This is a genomic window from Chryseobacterium sp. S0630 (genome assembly GCF_024158915.1).
Lineage (GTDB): Bacteria > Bacteroidota > Bacteroidia > Flavobacteriales > Weeksellaceae > Chryseobacterium.
In genome coordinates, this window is record NZ_JAMZGF010000007.1 from 1 (window position 1) to 16,599 (window position 16,599).

Here is a 16,599-nt window from a genome sequence, read left to right on the forward strand (position 1 = left end):
ATCAAAAAAATCATCCTAAAAAAATAATATGGGTAGTTTATAAACAAAAACCGCCTCAAGGAAAATGAGACGGCTTCATCCTTTTTTATTGGTAAGGAAGCTTGAGGCTGGAAGATGGGAGTTACCGGTAGTTTTCAAAACTTTTGGATTTCCTTCGTTATGAGTGTTGAATTTTACCTGCTTATGGTAAAAATCAAACCTTATAGGTTTCTGAAACCTATAAGGTTTTTGTGTATTCAGATTTTATCCTCAATAGGATAAAAACTTTACTCGGTTGTAAATACTTCCCGCTTCATTCTTCCCGCTTTCAGCCTTTAAAAAGTCACATCCAGTCCTACATAGAAGTTCGCCTTCATAATCGGAGCATATACCATTCCGCCATCAAAATAACTTCCGAAAGGATTTTTAAAATCTACAATCGCATTTTTCTGATAGTAAGAAGTAAGGTTTTCTCCTCCTAAATAAGCTCTGATCTTTTTATTGAAATTTCTTGAGATCTGAGCATTAAGTACCGCATAAGATTCTGAATAAGCAGGTAGCTGAAACTCTGAAGGATTGCTTGAAGTATCAGGAAGTCTTTGTTTTCCTACCCAGTTTAAAGTCGTATCAAAGCTCCAGAATCCACCATTATCGTTCTTATTGGTTGAATAGGCCAGGTTTACAAATCCTCTGTGCTTCGCCATAAAAGGAACTTCTCTTCTTCCACCGATATAATCAGCCTGCACATCATAATATTTATAAGCAAGTCTTACTTCAAGATTTTTTACAGGCATGAAATCCCATTGGGTCTGGAATGAATTCGCAAATGATTTTCCATCCAGATTATAGAATGTCAGCTGTTGAGGAGACTTATCCAAATCTACCAATACCTGATCCTGGAAATCTGTTCTGAAGAAGTCAGCAACAATGCTTGATTTTCTTCCGAATAATTTAAATTCCTGTTGTAAGCTCGCCCCATAATTCCATGCAATTTCAGGTCTTAATCCATAAATATTTCCTCCATTAGATAAAATATTGATAGCTCTGTTCGATGCAAAATACTGCTGGCTTTCCGCAAATACATTCGCTGTTCTGAATCCTCTTCCCGCAGAAAGTCTTAAAATAGTCTGAGGAGTGAAATCATACTTGAAATTAAGTCTTGGCGTAAACTGAGTCCCTGCCAGATTGTGAAAATCTACTCTTGAACCTGCTACTAAAGTATATTTTAAACCAGTTAAAGTATATTCAGCAAAAATCCCCGGAACAATTTCATTTCTTCTCATATCATTCAGCAAATACGTTTCTTTATAGCCATCATATAAGAAACTTGCTCCAGCCTTATACTTGTGGTTGGTATTCCCGATGATGCTTTCAAAAATTAAATTGGAATAATACGTGTGCTGCTGCCCTGCATAATTTCTCAATCCGAAGAAGCTGTCCTGCTGATGGTAAACATATTGGTTCATCCATCCGATACTCTGGTAAGGTTTTCCTTTAAAAACATACCCTGTCTTATTCCAGACCTGGAATCTTGAAATATCGATTCCTACCCCATAAAAAGGTTGCTTGTCCTGACCCAATTTTTTATCAAATCCAATCTGTCCTGCAGTTCTTTCATCCCGGATAAAATTAATTCCGAAGTGAGACCCGAATCCAGACTTTTCAAGATCATTATAATTCAATAAATACGCTGCGTTGATCTGCGTTCCTTTCGGTCTGTCCAGAAAACCGTCATGGTTCATATCGGTATTTCCAAATGTTCCGTTTCCATGAAGAAGGAAAGTCTGTGACCATTTCTCGTTGATAGGAGAAACATTGGTAATATTGATTTCTGCTCTTCCATTAAAGTCAGAAAAAAGGTTCAGAGAAGTCTCTGGAGTCTTTGCATTCTTCAGAAGTTCAGTGTTGATCTGTCCTGTGATACTTTCGTAGCCGTTGGTCACCGTACTTCCTCCTTTAGTAAGCTGAATACTTTCAATCCATCTTCCCGGAATAAAATTTAATCCATAGGCAGAAGCCAACCCTCTGATTTCAGGCAGCTGTTCCTTCGTTAAGCTGGTATATTTTTGATCCAGACCCAGCATTTTTAACTGTTTTGTTCCCGTAACCGCATTGCTGAAAGAAACATCTACCGTTGCATTGGTTTCGAAGCTCTCGGAAAGATTACAGCAAGCAGCCTTTAACAACTCTTTTTTATCAATATTAAAAACAAGTCCGGCTTCTTTCTTGCTTAAAGCTGTAGCTGCCTTTGAACCCGTTACAACAACTCCGTCGATATTTTTTTCATGCTGAGAATGATCCTCTTTAGTTGATGAGGTTTCACCTTCTTTATGATCTTCATGCTTTGCTTCTTCTTCGTAATGAACTTTTGGATTAGGCTGTCCAAAAGTAAACTCTCTGTCATACAGGCAGCATCCCGGAAGTCCGTTGTAAACTGCATCAGAAGCTTTGTATTTTTCATTATCATGACCGGCATCAGCAATAGCCTTTAAAATCTTATCTGATGAGGTTTTTGAAGGATCAAAATTTAAAGTAACCGTTTGTTTTTCTGCATTCCATTCTGCGGTATTGGCTCCGGCATCTTTGGACGCTTTTTCAATTCTGGCTTTACAAGAAGCGCAGTTTCCTCTAACATAGAATTCATTCTCTTTTTTAGTGGAAATAGCGGCACTTACATGATGCTCATGGCTTGTTTCTGCTTGGGAAGGCTTTGCATCTCTTTCGTAATGGCAACATCCCGGAAGTCCTTCATAGGTTGTATCAGACGCTTTGAATTTCTCATTATCATGACCTGCTTCTGCTACCTTTTTTAGAATGTCATCGGCAGATGCTTTGTCTGTTTCAAAGGTTAATGTTTGAAGATCAATAGAGTAAACAGCTGTTTTGGCACCTGCTTTTTTAGCGGCACTTTCAATTCTTGTTTTGCACATTTCACAGTTCCCTTTTACCTTGAACTGATTTTTTGAAAGTGTTTGAGCAGATATAAATTGTGTAAATAGGAATAATGCACCAAGTATCAACCTGGAAATAGGTAATTTCATTTTGTTTAAAAGTTTAAATTAATTAAAAAACAGTTCATTATAAGACATAATGAACCCTTGATGTTTTAATTAACCTATCTTGGGCGGCTGCCAGATTTCCTTTAAACGATCTGAAAGATAAGGATCTGAATAGTGAAACTGAGAATTCTTATTCGCTTTGTAATAAGACAGTTCCAGACGTAGATTCTTTGAGAAAGGAGTTTCAATAAAAGTGTAGCAGGCAATACATGATGAGCAGCAGTCATCTTTACATGATTTTGTTTTATCATGATTGCTGTCCTTTTTTGAAGAATGATTTTTACAGCAGTCCATTTTCTTGGAAGACTCTGCTTTACAGCATGTTTCCTGTGCACCTTGCGCATAGAAATTATCCTTGGGAATCAGAAAGACTCCCAGGCAAAAAACTATTGCAAGTATGTGAAACAGCTTCATCTCTGCAAAAATACAAAATTTATGGCAAAGGATCACCAACTTTTAGAGAGCAGCTATGCCAAGGTTCTCCATGTGCCGGATTCAGTTTGGGCTTTTCACCCATCGCCAGATTCTGAGCAGCAGGTGCAGGGGCCGGACTTGGAGAAGGCTGGACTACATTTTGTGCCGGCTGTGGTGCAGGAGCTGGTTTACTGTTTAAGGGTTGGCCTACGGGAATATCACATCGGTGTCCGGGCTGTCCGTGGGGAGGATTCATTCCCGGAGCGGTTTTTACCTGTTTTCCGTTGTTATCAAGGGTGATTTTTCCTGGTGATACAGCATTGGGATCAATTTGGATTGTATTCCCTCCATTCACGTTTACATTTTGCGTAGCTGGAGTAGCTGCTGCCGGAGCACCATTCAGAGGTTGTCCTACCGGAATATCGCATCGATGCCCAGGTTGCCCGTGTGGAGGATTCATTCCTGGAGCTGTTGCCATAGGAGCAGGAGTAGAGTTGGATTGGATGCCTGCCTGATCCATCAGAGCAGTTTTTGAGGTGGTATTTAGAGCTACGTTGGGCTGGCCAGCGTTGGCTTCTTCTTTTAAATAAGTAGCTCTTTCATCCTTTTTACAAGATGCAGCTAATAGTGATACGGCGATCAAACCTATAAATGTATTCTTCATATCCATGGGTATGAAACAAAATTAGCAAAACATTTCCAATTGTTTTGCTAATTTTATACTTATAATTTGATTTTTGGATTAATTTTTTACCAAAAGTCTAAATCCTTCTCCGTGAACGTTGATAATTTCCAATCCTTCGTCGTCTTTTAATAGTTTACGAAGCTTTGCGATATATACGTCCATACTTCTTGCAGTAAAGTAATTTTCTTTTTTCCAGATCTTTCTTAAAGCAAGATCTCTCGGCATAAAATCATTTCTGTGGATGCAAAGAAGTTTTAATAATTCATTTTCTTTAGGAGAAAGTTTGTATTCTTTATCACCTACTTTCAGCTGTCTTAGCATAGAGTCAAAGAAAATATTGCTGATTTTAAACTGCTCCTGCTCTTCATTTTCCAAAGTAGAACTTCTCTGAAGAATAGCCTTTATTTTGTATAAAAGAAGTTCAGTGTCAAATGGTTTTGTGATATAATCATCTGCGCCCAGCTGATATCCTTTCAAGATATCTTCTCTCATGTTTCTTGCAGTAAGGAAAATGATAGGTGTATTTTTATCAATCTTTTTTACGTCTTCCGCTAATGAAAATCCGTCTTTTTTAGGCATCATTACGTCAAATATGCAGATATCGAATTCATTTTCTGTAAATTCTTTTAGTCCCTGCTCCCCATCAGTGGCAAGAGTTACTTCAAAATTATTGATGGTCAAATAATCTTTAAGCACCGCCCCGAAACTCTGATCGTCCTCTACTAATAATATTCTGTTGCTCATAATTTTAATAATTAAAAATTAACAATTAAGAATGAACTTCCTCACTCTATCTTCTATATTTTGATATTTGGTTATACTTTATAATTGATAAATGATCATTGATAATTGATGTGATGGAGAAGTCTTATCATTGATCGCCTATCATCTATCATTTATTTTTCTAGCTCATTGGCAGTTTTATCGTGAATGTACTTCCATTTCCTTTATGAGAATCTACGATAATCTGTCCTTTGTGCAGTTCTACAATTTTCTTCACGTATGAAAGACCTAATCCCTGTCCTTTTACATTGTGTATATTTCCGGTTTCTTCTCTAAAGAATTTTTCGAAAATTTTGGTTTTATTCTGGGTGTCCATTCCCATTCCTTTATCGGAAATTTCAATCACATACCAGTTTCCTTCATTTCTGGTTTCCACATGTATTTCCGGTGCTTCAGGAGAATATTTGTTGGCATTATCAAGTAAATTCACCAGCATATTTGAGATGTGGAATTCATCTATCTTAAAATTATAATGAGTAGCATTGAACTTCTGCGTAAGCGTTCCGTTTCTTTGCTGTACAATCAGATTGAAAGATTCTGTAGTTCTTTTGATCAATTCTCTTACATTGGTTTCTTTTAAGAATAATTCCACTTCATTTCTTTCAAGCTTGGACATGTTAAGCACATTTTCCACCTGCTTTTTCATTCTTAAGTTCTCCTGCTTGATCAGTTCGGAATAGTATTTTACCTTATCCGGATTGGTGGCAATTTTATCATTGGCCAAAGAATCCGTGGCTACAGAAATGGTTGCCAATGGTGTTTTAAATTCATGAGACATATTGTTGATGAAGTCTGTTTTCACTTCAGCAAGCTTCTTCTGCCTCATCATATAATTAATGGATATAATATAAATCCCAAGAATGGTAAGGAGAGAAAGGAATGTTCCTAACAACATCGGCCAGTTATTCATCGCCAGTGAATATTCTTTTTTAGGGAATACCAATGCAAGACTGTATAACGTGTTTTTCTTATCAGCAAAAAGAGGAAAGCTATAGGTATTGCTGTCCTTTTTTTCTTTGTAAGCCTTATTGGCAATGCTGGTAAGCTTATTATTACGATCCAGAACTCCATATCCAAACTTGGCCGTAATACCTCTTATTTTAAGCTCTTTGGCAATAACAGAGTCAAGTGTTTTCGGATCCACTCTTTTGGTAATAGGAAGGTTATTTCCATACACTTTCACAAATTCTTTCATGGAGTAATCTCCTGTTTCAATCTCCTGATTGATGTCTGTGGTAAGAAGTTCGCGATTGGTGGTATCTCTTTTTATTTTATATGCAGCTTCGTCTGTATATAATGTTGTCAGCTTAATGGAATCTCCTTTTTGAGAAATCGGAAGTTGTGTTTTTTCAATAATATTTTTGGAGTAAATAATCTGTCTTTGTGTACCAGAGTCTTCCACTTGTTGGATTGTAGTTAAAGACGGCTGTTTGCTGTTTGCCAGAATATTTTTTCTGAAATCTTTATAATCCTGATTCAGGTATTTGTCCGCTTCTATCTCTTCAATACTTTTTGAAGTACTTTCCAAAACCGCATACACTTTATTTGAAAAATCCTGTTCCAGTACTCCGTAATAGCCTTTCAACCAATAAAATTGGAGCGTTACGAAGACAATCAGTGAGATTGTCATAAACACTGAAATTATTGGGATGAATTTATTATTCATTATTTAATTATATAGGTTTTGAAAAAATGAATGTTAAAATTAATTGTTTTAAGAGTACCTAAACAAAAAACGAGCCAAAAAATTGTTTTTTTTTTCTTAAAAGAGTGTTTTTTAACAATTATTTATGAATTTTCTTTTAGTTGTCATATGAAAAGTCCCTTTCAATAAATAAAGTGCTAACTTTATTAAAAATAAATATTTATGGAATCTAATATCATTTTCAAAAAAGATTTTGATGCGTCCAGCACTTATGTGATGAAGATTTATAAGGCTGATGTTTCAACAGTGTGGAAGTATTTTACAGAAGCCGAATTATTGGATCAATGGTGGGGACCTAAGCCGTGGAAATGTGAAACGGTAAGTCAGGATTTCAAAGAAGGTGGGATCTGGATGTATACCATGGTAGGACCAAATGGTGAAAAAGGACCGATGTATTCTCAAACTCAATACGGAGAAATTACAGAACACAGAAGTCTTGACTGGATGAGTGCTTTCTGTGATGAGAAAGGAAATATTAATGAAGATTTTCCAAGGTCAAAATGGTTAATCGGTTTTACTGGAGTGGAAGAGGGAACGAAAGTAACCATCAATATCCATTACCATTCTCCTGAAGTCATGAAAAAGCTCATGGACATGGGATTTGAAGAAGGATTTAAAATAGGACTGAATCAACTTGAAAAATTGATTGGATGAATTTGAGTGTATAGAAATACAGCTATTTATAAAAAAGAGGGTTTTCCATTGGAAAACCCTCTTTTTATTTATTGACAGGGATTAACTTCCTTCATTCTTCAAGACTCCAGCCTTTATAAAAGCTCTTCTTCCTGAAAGTACTGGATAATTGCCTTTTTCATAAGCAAAGTCTGCTCATTAGGTTTTAATTCCGGAAGTTCTTCCAGGCTTTCAAATTGTGGCCATCCGTCTTCATAGTGGGTAAATTTATAATATCCAAAAGGTTCTAGCAGTCTGCAAACCGCAATGTGAATCAGGTTTACCTTGTCTTCTTTTGTGTATTTTTGCTGGCCGCTTCCCAACTCCTGTAACCCTATCAGAAATAAAAGGGTTTCAATGGGCGGATTCTTCTCAGTCTGAAAATTATCTTCGAAGAACTGTTCTATTTTTTTCCAGTATTCAGCTTCGTTCATAATATATTTAAATGATAAATGATAGTTGATCAATGATAAAGTTAGTTCTTTAGCATTTTTCTATAGGAAGAAGTTACTTTCAGTATTTCTTCAGTCTTTATTTTTATATCTGCTATAATTTCTTTTTGAACATATTCCAGTTCCTCTAACATTTCAAGCCAAAACAAAGTTTCATCAGTTTCTTCAATCACGATAGATATTTTAGAAAACCGCTCAGCTTTTGATCTTGCTCTGCACATAGCTCTATAATTAGCAGCCATAGAAGTAGAAGACCGAAATATTTGTTTTCTGATCACAGAAAAGGCTTCATTATGTGGAAGTTTAGAAAATTCTTTAATAATCATAATGGCTAGCTGCTTTGTTTTAAAAGCAAAAATTGTGTTATAATCTGGACTATCCATCATTTATCATTTATGAATTATCATTTATTTTCAACAGGAATGCATATTCCAACGCATCTTCCTTCAGAGATTCAAATCTTCCGCTTGCTCCTCCGTGTCCGGAGCTCATGTCAGTTTTAAATACTAACATATTATCGTTTGTTTTTAGCTCTCTCAGTTTTGCCGTCCATTTTGCCGGTTCCCAATACTGCACCTGAGAGTCATGGAATCCTGTAGTGATCAGCATGTGAGGGTAATCTTTAGCTTCTACATTATCATAAGGAGAATAATCTTTCATATAATGATAATATTCTTCGTCATTTGGATTTCCCCATTCATCATATTCCCCGGTTGTCAAAGGGATTGTATCATCAAGCATCGTAGAAACAACATCTACGAATGGCACCTGTGCTACAATTCCGTTGAATAACTGAGGCTCATAATTCACCACAGCACCTACCAACAGTCCTCCGGCACTTCCTCCCATCGCATACATGTGTTTTGATGAAGTATAATTTTCCTTAATTAAATATTTTCCTGCATCAATAAAATCAAAGAATGTATTTTTCTTAAACAGCATTTTTCCGTCTTCATACCATTCTCTACCCAAATATTCTCCACCACGGATATGCGCAATAGCATAGATGAAACCTCTGTCCAGTAAAGATAATCTTACATTTGAAAAACTGGCATCAACGGTATGTCCGTAACTTCCATATCCATACAGAAGAAGCGGAGTGTCAGCAGACTTTTTGGTATTTTTATGATATACTAGAGAAATAGGAACTTTAGTTTTTCCATCTCTGGAGTCGGCCCAGATTCTTTCTGAAATATAATTTTCAGGAACAAACTTTCCACCCAAAACTTCCTGTTGCTTCAGTAATTTTGTAGTCTTGTCCTTCATATTATACTCATAAGTGGAGCTAGGCTGTGTAAGGGATGTGTACCCGTAACGTAAAATCTCCGTATCAAATTCCAGATTGATCCCGATATATGTTGTATAAGTAGGATCGGAGAAAGGTAAGTAATAAGATTCCTGTGTCTTTTCATCAATAATTTTGATCTGAAGCAGTCCTCTTTCTCTTTCTTCCAACACCAGATAATCTTTGAAAATTTCAAAACCTTCCAGTAAAACTTCTGCACGGTGCGGAATAACATCAATCCAGTTTTCCATACCGCAGTTATCAATCTTTGCCTTTACAATCTTGAAATTGATGGCATCGTCCGCATTGGTAATGATGTAAAACTCATCTTCATAATGCTCTACAGAATATTCAAGGTCATCTATTCTTGGCTGGATCACTATCCATTCTGCAAATACATTATCAGAAGGGATAAAGCGATGTTCATCAGAAATAGTGCTTGAGCTTGCAATGAAAATATATTGTAACGATTTTGTTTTAAATACATTAACATCGAAAGTATCATCTTCTTCATGGAAGATCAGTACATCCTCTGCAGAATCTGTTCCCAGCTTGTGTCTGTACACCTGAAATGCACGAAGACTTTTATCTTTTCTGATGTAAAAAATATGCTGGTTATCATTCGCCCAAACAGCTTTTCCTGTCGTATTAGGAATAGTGTCTGGCAGGATTTTTCCGGTTTTTAAGTTTTTAAAATTAAGCGTATAAATTCTTCTTCCTACATCATCAGAAGAAAAAGAAGCCAGTTCGTTGCTGGGGCTTACGGCAACACTTCCTACTTCGAAAAACTCTTTGCCTTCTGCCAGAATATTAACGTCGAGTACAATTTCCTCTTCATTGTCGAGGCTTTTGTGCTTTCTGCAGAAAATAGGATATTCCTTACCTTCTTCATAACGTACAATATACCAGTATTCATTAAAGAAATAAGGAAGAGACTCATCATCCTTTTTATAACGGGCTTTCATCTCTTCGAAAAGCTCTTCCTGAAGGGCTTCCGTATCTTTCATGATGAATTCTTCGTAGGCATTTTCTTCCTCAATATATTTGATTACTTCAGGGTTTTCCCTTTCATTCAACCAAAAGTAATTATCGGTTCTTATATCGCCGTGGGTTTCCAGTATTTTTTCTATTTTTTTTGCCTGTGGAGCTTTCATCCGGGGTATTTTATTTTTTCATTGAATAGAATGTTCTTATACTTTTTCTTCTGAAAGTAAGTAATTTAAGCAGAAATCCTTTCAATATTAATTTTTGTTCAAATTTAGGTAAAAAAAAACCATCTTTCCTTTATTGAAAAGATGGTTCATTGTATTTTTATAATTAAAGACTATTTGTGAAGTGCTTTAATATACTTTTCAAGGGCCATTGTCATAGAAGGAGTTTCCTTCGTAGGTGCCATTAAATCTACTTTTAATCCTGCTTCTTCTGCAGCTGCCAAAGTCGTGTTTCCAAAAACTCCGATCTTTGTTTCATCCTGCTTGAAGTCAGGGAAATTTTGTTGTAGTGATTTTATTCCCTGCGGACTGAAGAAAATCAGCATGTCATAATCTTTAACATTGATATCTGTAAGGTCGCTGCATACGGTACGGTACATAATTGCTCTTGTCCAGTCTACATTAGATGCATCCATGGTTTTTACAATATCCGGACTCAAAACATCTGAAGATGGCAACAGATATTTTTCAGTTGGGAATTTTTTGAAAAGAGGAAGCAGATCTGAGAAGTTTTTCTCCCCAAAGCTGATTTTTCTTTTTCTGTACACAATATGCTTTTGAAGGTAGTTGGCAATTGCTTCCGACTGGCAGATATATCTCATTGTATCCGGAACGGCAAAACGCAATTCCTCTGCTAGTCTGAAGTAATGGTCAATCGCATTTTTACTGGTAAAAATAATACCGGTATACTGCGTCAGATCTATTTTCTGTGTTCTGAGCTCTTTATTGTCAACCCCTTCGACGTGGATAAATGGACGGAAATCAATCTTTATTTTTTCCTTCTTCGCTATATCCAAATATGGAGAAGACTCACTAGGCGCTGGTTGAGAAACCAATATAGACTTTATTCTCATCATTGACTTTTATTAAAAAAATAACAACTTCCAAAGCAATAATAATGGTGCGATTTGGAGGGTGCAAATATACAAAAATTTATAATACCATTTCTCGGGAAGAATCTTGTTCTTGTGAAATAAATAGAAAAAGACTTTGAAAATGAATACAAAAGCAAAGAAGCAGAAATAATATAAAAACATTTTATTTCTGTCTATCGGGAAGTAATAATGGGCTACACAAAGAATTATTAGCAAAAATGAAAGAATGAAATAAAATTTTGTGGAGGTAAAATAAAAAATAGTCCATTTTTTTCCATCCCCTATGCTTTGGTAAAATAGAAATCCTAATGTTGACTTTGTTAAATAAAAAAGAAGCACTGCCAGCAATGTATATCCAAATTTATTAAGCTGATATCCCAGAAGCTGAAGATCTGCAATATATTTCGGTACGATAGGAACGTACTGTGAAATTAATACAGACAGGGTAAGTGTCGTTACACAAGACGTGATAATCCAGCTGGGAAGGTTATTGCTTGCATCAAAATATTTCTGAAGCAGAAAATCTTTGAGGCTGGCATCTCTTTCTATGACGTTCATCATAAAAACATATAAAAATATACAGCCCACAAGGATAAAGATTACCCAATCATTGTTCTCAGGTATTCTTACGTGATTGATGAAGTGTTGTGATGATGGCAAAATTTAAGTTTTTTTTATTTATTATTTAACTTCAGATAACACAGCCCGGCACAGATTTTCCTGTCACCAGATCCATGAATCTGCAGTTATAATATTTGCTCCCACCGATTTTACGTATTGTTCAGATCTGTTGAATAAAAGTTTCTGTTTCATCCGCTTAATCCCCGAGAAATATTTTTGCAAAATTATAGATTATTTTGTATAAAATAAAAAGGTTAAATAAACTATCTTTGCAAACTGAAATGAAAAAACTCGTCATCATCCCAACATATAACGAAAAGGAAAATATTGAAAATATTATTTCCGCGGTTTTTGCATTGGAGGACGACTTTCATATTTTAGTAGTAGATGATTCTTCTCCGGATGGAACTGCAGAAATTGTAAAAGAACTACAGAAGAAACATCCGCATTATTTACACTTATCCATAAGACATGTAAAAGACGGATTGGGAAAGGCATATATCCATGGTTTTAAATGGGCCATCGAAAATAAATACGATTATATTTTTGAAATGGATGCTGATTTTTCACACAATCCTAACGATCTGCCGAAACTTTTTGAAGCATGTAAAAATGCAGATATGGCGATCGGTTCCCGTTACTCAAAGGGAGTGAATGTAGTGAACTGGCCTATGGGAAGAGTGCTGCTTTCTTATTTTGCATCCAAATATGTAAGGTTTGTATTAGGACTTCCAATTCATGATACTACAGCAGGATTTGTATGCTTTTCAAGAAAAGTATTGGAAGAAATAGGATTGGATAATGTGAAACTGAAGGGATATGGATTTCAGATTGAAATGAAATTCAGAGCTTTTAAAAAAGGCTTCAGAATTGTAGAAGTTCCTATTATATTTACCAACAGAATTTTAGGAGAAAGCAAAATGAATGGTGGAATTATCCATGAAGCTGTTTTTGGAGTGCTGAACTTAAAATGGAAATCAATCATCAACAGATTATGAAACTGATGAAAAAGTTAATCTTTATTTTCGTTTTGTTGGGCTTGCTTTCGTGCGGCGATTATATTGATAAGCCTAAAAATCTGATCGATAAAGATATGATGGCGGAAATTATTGCCGATCTTGCAATCAACGATCAGGCTATTTTTGTATATCCTGACAAAAATATGGAAGCAGGAACAAGAGCTGTTTTGAAATCACATAAGGTAAAGCCTGATGATTTTGTAGATAGTTTCAAATACTATGTAATTAAAGAAGAAATGGATGGGATCACCAATGATGCTCAGGAAATATTGCTGAAAAAAGATCCCAAAGCAGATAAATATGTAAAGGAAAAACTGAAACAGAATGGTACTGTAATCCCCTTAGTGAGGTAAATTACCATAATAGTTTCTGTTTTACAAAAATCACTGGCCAAAACAGTGCATTTAAAAAAGTATAGAGATGAAATTTTTTAATATAGAAAAAACCTCTGAAGGAAAAGCAAGAGCAGGGGAAATTACCACAGATCACGGGAAGATTCAAACTCCTATTTTTATGCCTGTGGGAACTGTAGCAAGTGTGAAAACAGTTCATCAGAGAGAATTAAAAGAAGACATTAAAGCTCAGATTATTCTGGGAAATACTTATCACTTATACCTTCGTCCGGGCATGGAAACGATGCAGGATGCAGGTGGTTTACACAAATTCATGAACTGGGATCTTCCTATTCTTACCGATTCAGGAGGTTTTCAGGTATTTTCACTGGCTAGTAACAGAAAGATGACAGAAGAAGGGGCGAGATTCAAATCTCACATCGACGGAAGTTATCATATGTTCTTTCCGGAAAGATCAATGGAGATCCAAAGACAAATCGGAGCCGATATTTTCATGGCTTTTGACGAATGTACTCCTTATCCTTGTGATTACAACCAGGCGAAATCATCTATGGAGCTTACTCACCGTTGGCTGAAAAGATGTATTGAATGGACGAATGATAATCCTGAATTATACGGACATAAGCAAAGGCTTTTCCCTATTGTTCAGGGATCTACCTATTCTGATCTTAGAAAGATTTCTGCAGAAGTGATTTCTGAAGCAGGAGCAGAAGGAAATGCTATCGGAGGACTTTCGGTAGGAGAGCCTGAAGAAGAAATGTACAGAATCACTGATGAAGTAACAGATATCCTTCCAAAAGAAAAACCTAGATACCTGATGGGAGTAGGAACTCCATGGAATATCCTGGAATCTATCGGACTGGGAATTGACATGATGGATTGTGTAATGCCAACAAGAAATGCAAGAAATGCAATGCTTTTCACGTGGCAAGGGGTGATGAACCTTAAAAATGAAAAATGGAAGCGCGATTTTTCGCCTTTAGATGAATTTGGGACCAGTTTTGTAGATCGTGAATATTCAAAAGCGTATCTTCGTCACCTGTTTGTGTCTAAAGAATATCTTGCAAAACAGATTGCTTCGATTCATAATCTTGCCTTCTATCTTGATTTGGTAAAAGTAGCCAGAGAACATATTGTGGCAGGTGATTTCTATGAGTGGAAAAACTCTGTAGTACCGGTTCTTAGACAAAGACTGTAAGAGATATGCTTAAAATTGTAGACAGATATATCATTAAAAAATACCTTGGAACTTTCAGTTTCATGTTGGTGCTATTGTCTATAGTCGTATTGGTAATCGATGTTCAGCAGAAGATCCCAAGAATTGAGAATGCTAAGGCTATTGATCCAAAACTGGATCTGACCTATTTTCTTATTCATTTTTATCCTTTCTGGATTATCAATCTTGTGGTGACCTTCCTTTCCATTCTGGTATTTATTTCGGTGATTTATTTTACCTCCAGAATGGCAAATAACACTGAAATTGTTGCTATTATCAGTAGTGGAGCCAGTTTTCACAGGTTTTCCAAGCCCTATCTGGTAACCTCTATTTTTATCGGATTAATTGCTCTTGTAGTCTATCATATGGTGCTGCCGTGGGCCAATATCAAGAAAAATGAACTGGAGGCCTATACTTATAATGCGGCCAATAAAGAAAAGATTTTAGGAACAGCTCCTGCTTCTTCACAGCTGAGTAAAACGGAATATATTTTCGTTGACTCATGGAATAAAAGAGAAAAAAGAGGGTCGAGTTTTGTCTATCAGAAATACGATAAAGACAGAAAAATGACCTATGAGCTGAAAGCAAGTGAAGTATATTGGGATAAAGCCAAAAAACAGTTTGTCTTAAATAACTATCTGGAAAAAACGATCAATAAAGACAATACCGAAAAGCTCGGAAACGGAATAGAATTAAGGAAAAACTACGGTCACTCACCGGAAGAACTTTTCCCTAACGAGCTCTTAGGACAAAATAAAACCACTCCGGAACTTTTAAAATTTATTGAAAGAGAAAAAGAAAGAGGAAACAGCAACCTGAACTCTTACCTGAATGAACTTCATCAAAGAACGTCAATGCCTGTTTCAATCATTATTCTGACCTTCCTGGCACTTTCTCTGTCATCACAAAAGAAAAGGGGAGGATTAGGAGTTAACCTTGCAATAGGGATCTCATTGGCCTTTATTTTTGTGTTTTCATTCGAAGCCTTAAAAGTGGTTTCGGAAAATAAAAGTTTGTCTCCGGCTGTAGCGATGTGGCTGCCTAATATGGTGTTTTTACCACTTACTCTTTATCTTTATATCAAGAGAGCCAATCAGTAAAGTAATTTTACTTCTTTGTGATAAAAGGAATGCATTCCGTCTTCCAGTTCGATCCAGAGTTCACCCTTTTCGTCTGCATGTCGGATGATGCCATTTTGTCGCTCTTTTTCAATTTCAAAGACTGATATCTGATCCTTTCTGAAAAGGTTTTTATTAAATCCATCCAGAATTTCCTGATCTGAAGGTATGTTTTTGAGCCTTTCAGACAGATATTCATGAAGGTTGAATGCAAGATCTTCCAGATCAAATTGGATCTCTGTCTGCGTCAGAAGTGATCCTGCATTGGATATTTTATCAAAATTTTCCTGAAGAATATTGATCCCGGCTCCGATGATGAAATAATTATTTTGATTAATTTTTTTCTTTTCTATTAAAATCCCAACGATTTTTTTACCTTTAAGGATAATATCATTCGGCCATTTGATTTTTACCTCAGAGTCAGACAATTTGGCAAGGAAATCCCGGATCACCATTGCGGTATAATAATTGAACATAAAGTCGGAGCACAGGATGTTCTGAGTATTCACTGCCAGCGTATAAGCCAGATTTTTTCCGGCAGTCTGAGTCCAGGTATTTCCATACTGACCACGGCCTTTAGTTTGATTAAAAGTATGAAGCCCTATAAAATTTGAATCTCCGTAAAGTAAAAACTTTGATATTTCGTCATTAGTAGAAGAACATTCTTTCAGATAGAAGAGTTGGCTCATTTAAGAAAACTTTAAGAGATTAAGAGGGTAAAAGTAAGGTTAAAGTAAAGAAAAAACAATAAATTTGCAGATTATAGTATTTTTTTAATGAATAAAACAGCAGAAAAACAAGCGTTAATAGATAAAATCGTTGAAGCTATCCAGGATGTAAAAGGGGAAGACATTATGATCTTCGATCTTTCAAACATCGAAAACTCCGTAGCAGAAACGTTCGTGATATGTAGTGGAAACTCAAATACACAGGTAGCTGCATTGGCAGGAAGTGTAGAGAAGAAAGTAAGAAACGAACTACAAGACAGACCTTGGCACGTAGAAGGTACTGAAAATGCGATGTGGGTATTGGTGGATTACGTTTCAGTGGTGGTTCATATATTCCAAAAACAGGTACGTGAGTACTACGATATAGAAGAGCTTTGGGGTGACGCAGTCATTACCAAAATTGAAAATGAATAATAAAAAAATT

17 protein-coding genes are annotated in these 16,599 nt (G+C 36.0%); 6 read left to right on the forward strand and 11 right to left on the reverse strand.

What is annotated here, in order from left to right:
- Positions 1-314: 314 nt before the first annotated feature.
- The 5 genes from NK356_RS04785 to NK356_RS04805 all read right to left on the reverse strand — a co-directional run bounded on the left by NK356_RS04785 (position 315) and on the right by NK356_RS04805 (position 6,586).
- Positions 315-3,020: a TonB-dependent receptor gene (locus tag NK356_RS04785; RefSeq protein WP_253316358.1), complete on the reverse strand. Its 2,706-nt coding sequence runs from the start codon at positions 3,018-3,020 to the stop codon at positions 315-317.
- Between the two features lie 69 nt (positions 3,021-3,089).
- Entirely contained in the window at positions 3,090-3,452 is a 363-nt protein-coding gene (locus NK356_RS04790) for a hypothetical protein (protein WP_051934167.1), read from the reverse strand.
- 19 nt (positions 3,453-3,471) lie between these two features.
- A complete protein-coding gene (locus NK356_RS04795) occupies positions 3,472-4,116 on the reverse strand; it encodes a hypothetical protein (protein WP_253316359.1) in 645 nt (214 codons plus the stop codon).
- 78 nt (positions 4,117-4,194) lie between these two features.
- On the reverse strand, positions 4,195-4,881 hold the full coding sequence (locus tag NK356_RS04800) for a response regulator transcription factor (RefSeq protein WP_002982671.1): 687 nt from the start codon (positions 4,879-4,881) through the stop codon (positions 4,195-4,197).
- Between the two features lie 160 nt (positions 4,882-5,041).
- Positions 5,042-6,586 (reverse strand): sensor histidine kinase KdpD, encoded by a 1,545-nt coding sequence (locus tag NK356_RS04805; protein ID WP_253316360.1) that lies wholly within the window; start codon positions 6,584-6,586, stop codon positions 5,042-5,044.
- Positions 6,587-6,787: 201 nt separating this feature from the next.
- Here NK356_RS04805 and NK356_RS04810 point away from each other — a divergent pair, with 201 nt between their 5' ends.
- Entirely contained in the window at positions 6,788-7,279 is a 492-nt protein-coding gene (locus tag NK356_RS04810; protein WP_253316361.1) for an SRPBCC domain-containing protein, read from the forward strand.
- A gap of 113 nt (positions 7,280-7,392) precedes the next feature.
- Here the strand turns inward: NK356_RS04810 and NK356_RS04815 are convergent, their stop codons facing one another.
- The 5 genes from NK356_RS04815 to NK356_RS04835 form a co-directional block, all read right to left on the reverse strand.
- Complete coding sequence (locus NK356_RS04815; protein ID WP_034691598.1) at positions 7,393-7,731, reverse strand: hypothetical protein; 339 nt, start codon at positions 7,729-7,731, stop codon at positions 7,393-7,395.
- Between the two features lie 41 nt (positions 7,732-7,772).
- Positions 7,773-8,132 carry a four helix bundle protein gene (locus NK356_RS04820; RefSeq protein WP_156106353.1) on the reverse strand — a complete coding sequence of 120 codons (360 nt, stop codon included), beginning with the start codon at positions 8,130-8,132 and terminating at the stop codon, positions 7,773-7,775.
- Between the two features lie 10 nt (positions 8,133-8,142).
- Positions 8,143-10,188 carry a S9 family peptidase gene (locus NK356_RS04825; protein WP_253316362.1) on the reverse strand — a complete coding sequence of 682 codons (2,046 nt, stop codon included), beginning with the start codon at positions 10,186-10,188 and terminating at the stop codon, positions 8,143-8,145.
- Positions 10,189-10,358: 170 nt separating this feature from the next.
- A complete protein-coding gene (locus tag NK356_RS04830) occupies positions 10,359-11,099 on the reverse strand; it encodes a uroporphyrinogen-III synthase (protein ID WP_034691594.1) in 741 nt (246 codons plus the stop codon).
- Positions 11,100-11,111: 12 nt separating this feature from the next.
- A complete protein-coding gene (locus tag NK356_RS04835) occupies positions 11,112-11,780 on the reverse strand; it encodes a DUF4271 domain-containing protein (protein ID WP_051934165.1) in 669 nt (222 codons plus the stop codon).
- Positions 11,781-12,022: 242 nt separating this feature from the next.
- On the opposite strand from NK356_RS04835, the gene NK356_RS04840 reads away from it, so the two are divergent.
- The 4 genes from NK356_RS04840 to NK356_RS04855 all read left to right on the forward strand — a co-directional run bounded on the left by NK356_RS04840 (position 12,023) and on the right by NK356_RS04855 (position 15,429).
- Positions 12,023-12,739, forward strand: a complete 717-nt coding sequence (locus NK356_RS04840; RefSeq protein ID WP_034691591.1) for a polyprenol monophosphomannose synthase — start codon at positions 12,023-12,025, stop codon at positions 12,737-12,739.
- A 5-nt stretch (positions 12,740-12,744) separates the two neighbouring features.
- The gene (locus NK356_RS04845; RefSeq protein WP_253316363.1) at positions 12,745-13,113 is read left to right on the forward strand and encodes a DUF4296 domain-containing protein; all 369 of its coding nucleotides are present in this window, start codon (positions 12,745-12,747) and stop codon (positions 13,111-13,113) included.
- 67 nt (positions 13,114-13,180) lie between these two features.
- On the forward strand, positions 13,181-14,311 hold the full coding sequence (tgt, locus tag NK356_RS04850) for a tRNA guanosine(34) transglycosylase Tgt (RefSeq protein WP_253316364.1): 1,131 nt from the start codon (positions 13,181-13,183) through the stop codon (positions 14,309-14,311).
- 5 nt (positions 14,312-14,316) lie between these two features.
- Positions 14,317-15,429 (forward strand): LptF/LptG family permease, encoded by a 1,113-nt coding sequence (locus tag NK356_RS04855; protein WP_034691587.1) that lies wholly within the window; start codon positions 14,317-14,319, stop codon positions 15,427-15,429.
- Here the strand turns inward: NK356_RS04855 and NK356_RS04860 are convergent.
- On the reverse strand, positions 15,423-16,136 hold the full coding sequence (locus tag NK356_RS04860) for a biotin--[acetyl-CoA-carboxylase] ligase (RefSeq protein ID WP_034691586.1): 714 nt from the start codon (positions 16,134-16,136) through the stop codon (positions 15,423-15,425). The two genes, NK356_RS04855 and NK356_RS04860, sit on opposite strands and share 7 nt — an antisense overlap.
- Positions 16,137-16,223: 87 nt before the next feature.
- Here NK356_RS04860 and rsfS point away from each other — a divergent pair, with 87 nt between their 5' ends.
- The gene (rsfS, locus tag NK356_RS04865) at positions 16,224-16,589 is read left to right on the forward strand and encodes a ribosome silencing factor (RefSeq protein ID WP_047376360.1); all 366 of its coding nucleotides are present in this window, start codon (positions 16,224-16,226) and stop codon (positions 16,587-16,589) included.
- The last annotated feature ends 10 nt before the right edge of the window (positions 16,590-16,599 follow it).

Excerpts from the sequence above, each read along its gene's own strand:
- NK356_RS04785 (WP_253316358.1), bottom strand. The coding sequence starts at position 3,020 with ATGAAATTACCTATTTCCAGGTTGATACTTGGTGCATTATTCCTATTT.
- NK356_RS04790 (WP_051934167.1), bottom strand. The coding sequence starts at position 3,452 with ATGAAGCTGTTTCACATACTTGCAATAGTTTTTTGCCTGGGAGTCTTT.
- NK356_RS04795 (WP_253316359.1), bottom strand. The coding sequence starts at position 4,116 with ATGAAGAATACATTTATAGGTTTGATCGCCGTATCACTATTAGCTGCA.
- NK356_RS04800 (WP_002982671.1), bottom strand. The coding sequence starts at position 4,881 with ATGAGCAACAGAATATTATTAGTAGAGGACGATCAGAGTTTCGGGGCG.
- NK356_RS04805 (WP_253316360.1), bottom strand. The coding sequence starts at position 6,586 with ATGAATAATAAATTCATCCCAATAATTTCAGTGTTTATGACAATCTCA.
- NK356_RS04810 (WP_253316361.1), top strand. The coding sequence starts at position 6,788 with ATGGAATCTAATATCATTTTCAAAAAAGATTTTGATGCGTCCAGCACT.
- NK356_RS04815 (WP_034691598.1), bottom strand. The coding sequence starts at position 7,731 with ATGAACGAAGCTGAATACTGGAAAAAAATAGAACAGTTCTTCGAAGAT.
- NK356_RS04820 (WP_156106353.1), bottom strand. The coding sequence starts at position 8,132 with ATGGATAGTCCAGATTATAACACAATTTTTGCTTTTAAAACAAAGCAG.
- NK356_RS04825 (WP_253316362.1), bottom strand. The coding sequence starts at position 10,188 with ATGAAAGCTCCACAGGCAAAAAAAATAGAAAAAATACTGGAAACCCAC.
- NK356_RS04830 (WP_034691594.1), bottom strand. The coding sequence starts at position 11,099 with ATGAGAATAAAGTCTATATTGGTTTCTCAACCAGCGCCTAGTGAGTCT.
- NK356_RS04840 (WP_034691591.1), top strand. The coding sequence starts at position 12,023 with ATGAAAAAACTCGTCATCATCCCAACATATAACGAAAAGGAAAATATT.
- NK356_RS04845 (WP_253316363.1), top strand. The coding sequence starts at position 12,745 with ATGAAAAAGTTAATCTTTATTTTCGTTTTGTTGGGCTTGCTTTCGTGC.
- tgt (WP_253316364.1), top strand. The coding sequence starts at position 13,181 with ATGAAATTTTTTAATATAGAAAAAACCTCTGAAGGAAAAGCAAGAGCA.
- NK356_RS04855 (WP_034691587.1), top strand. The coding sequence starts at position 14,317 with ATGCTTAAAATTGTAGACAGATATATCATTAAAAAATACCTTGGAACT.
- NK356_RS04860 (WP_034691586.1), bottom strand. The coding sequence starts at position 16,136 with ATGAGCCAACTCTTCTATCTGAAAGAATGTTCTTCTACTAATGACGAA.
- rsfS (WP_047376360.1), top strand. The coding sequence starts at position 16,224 with ATGAATAAAACAGCAGAAAAACAAGCGTTAATAGATAAAATCGTTGAA.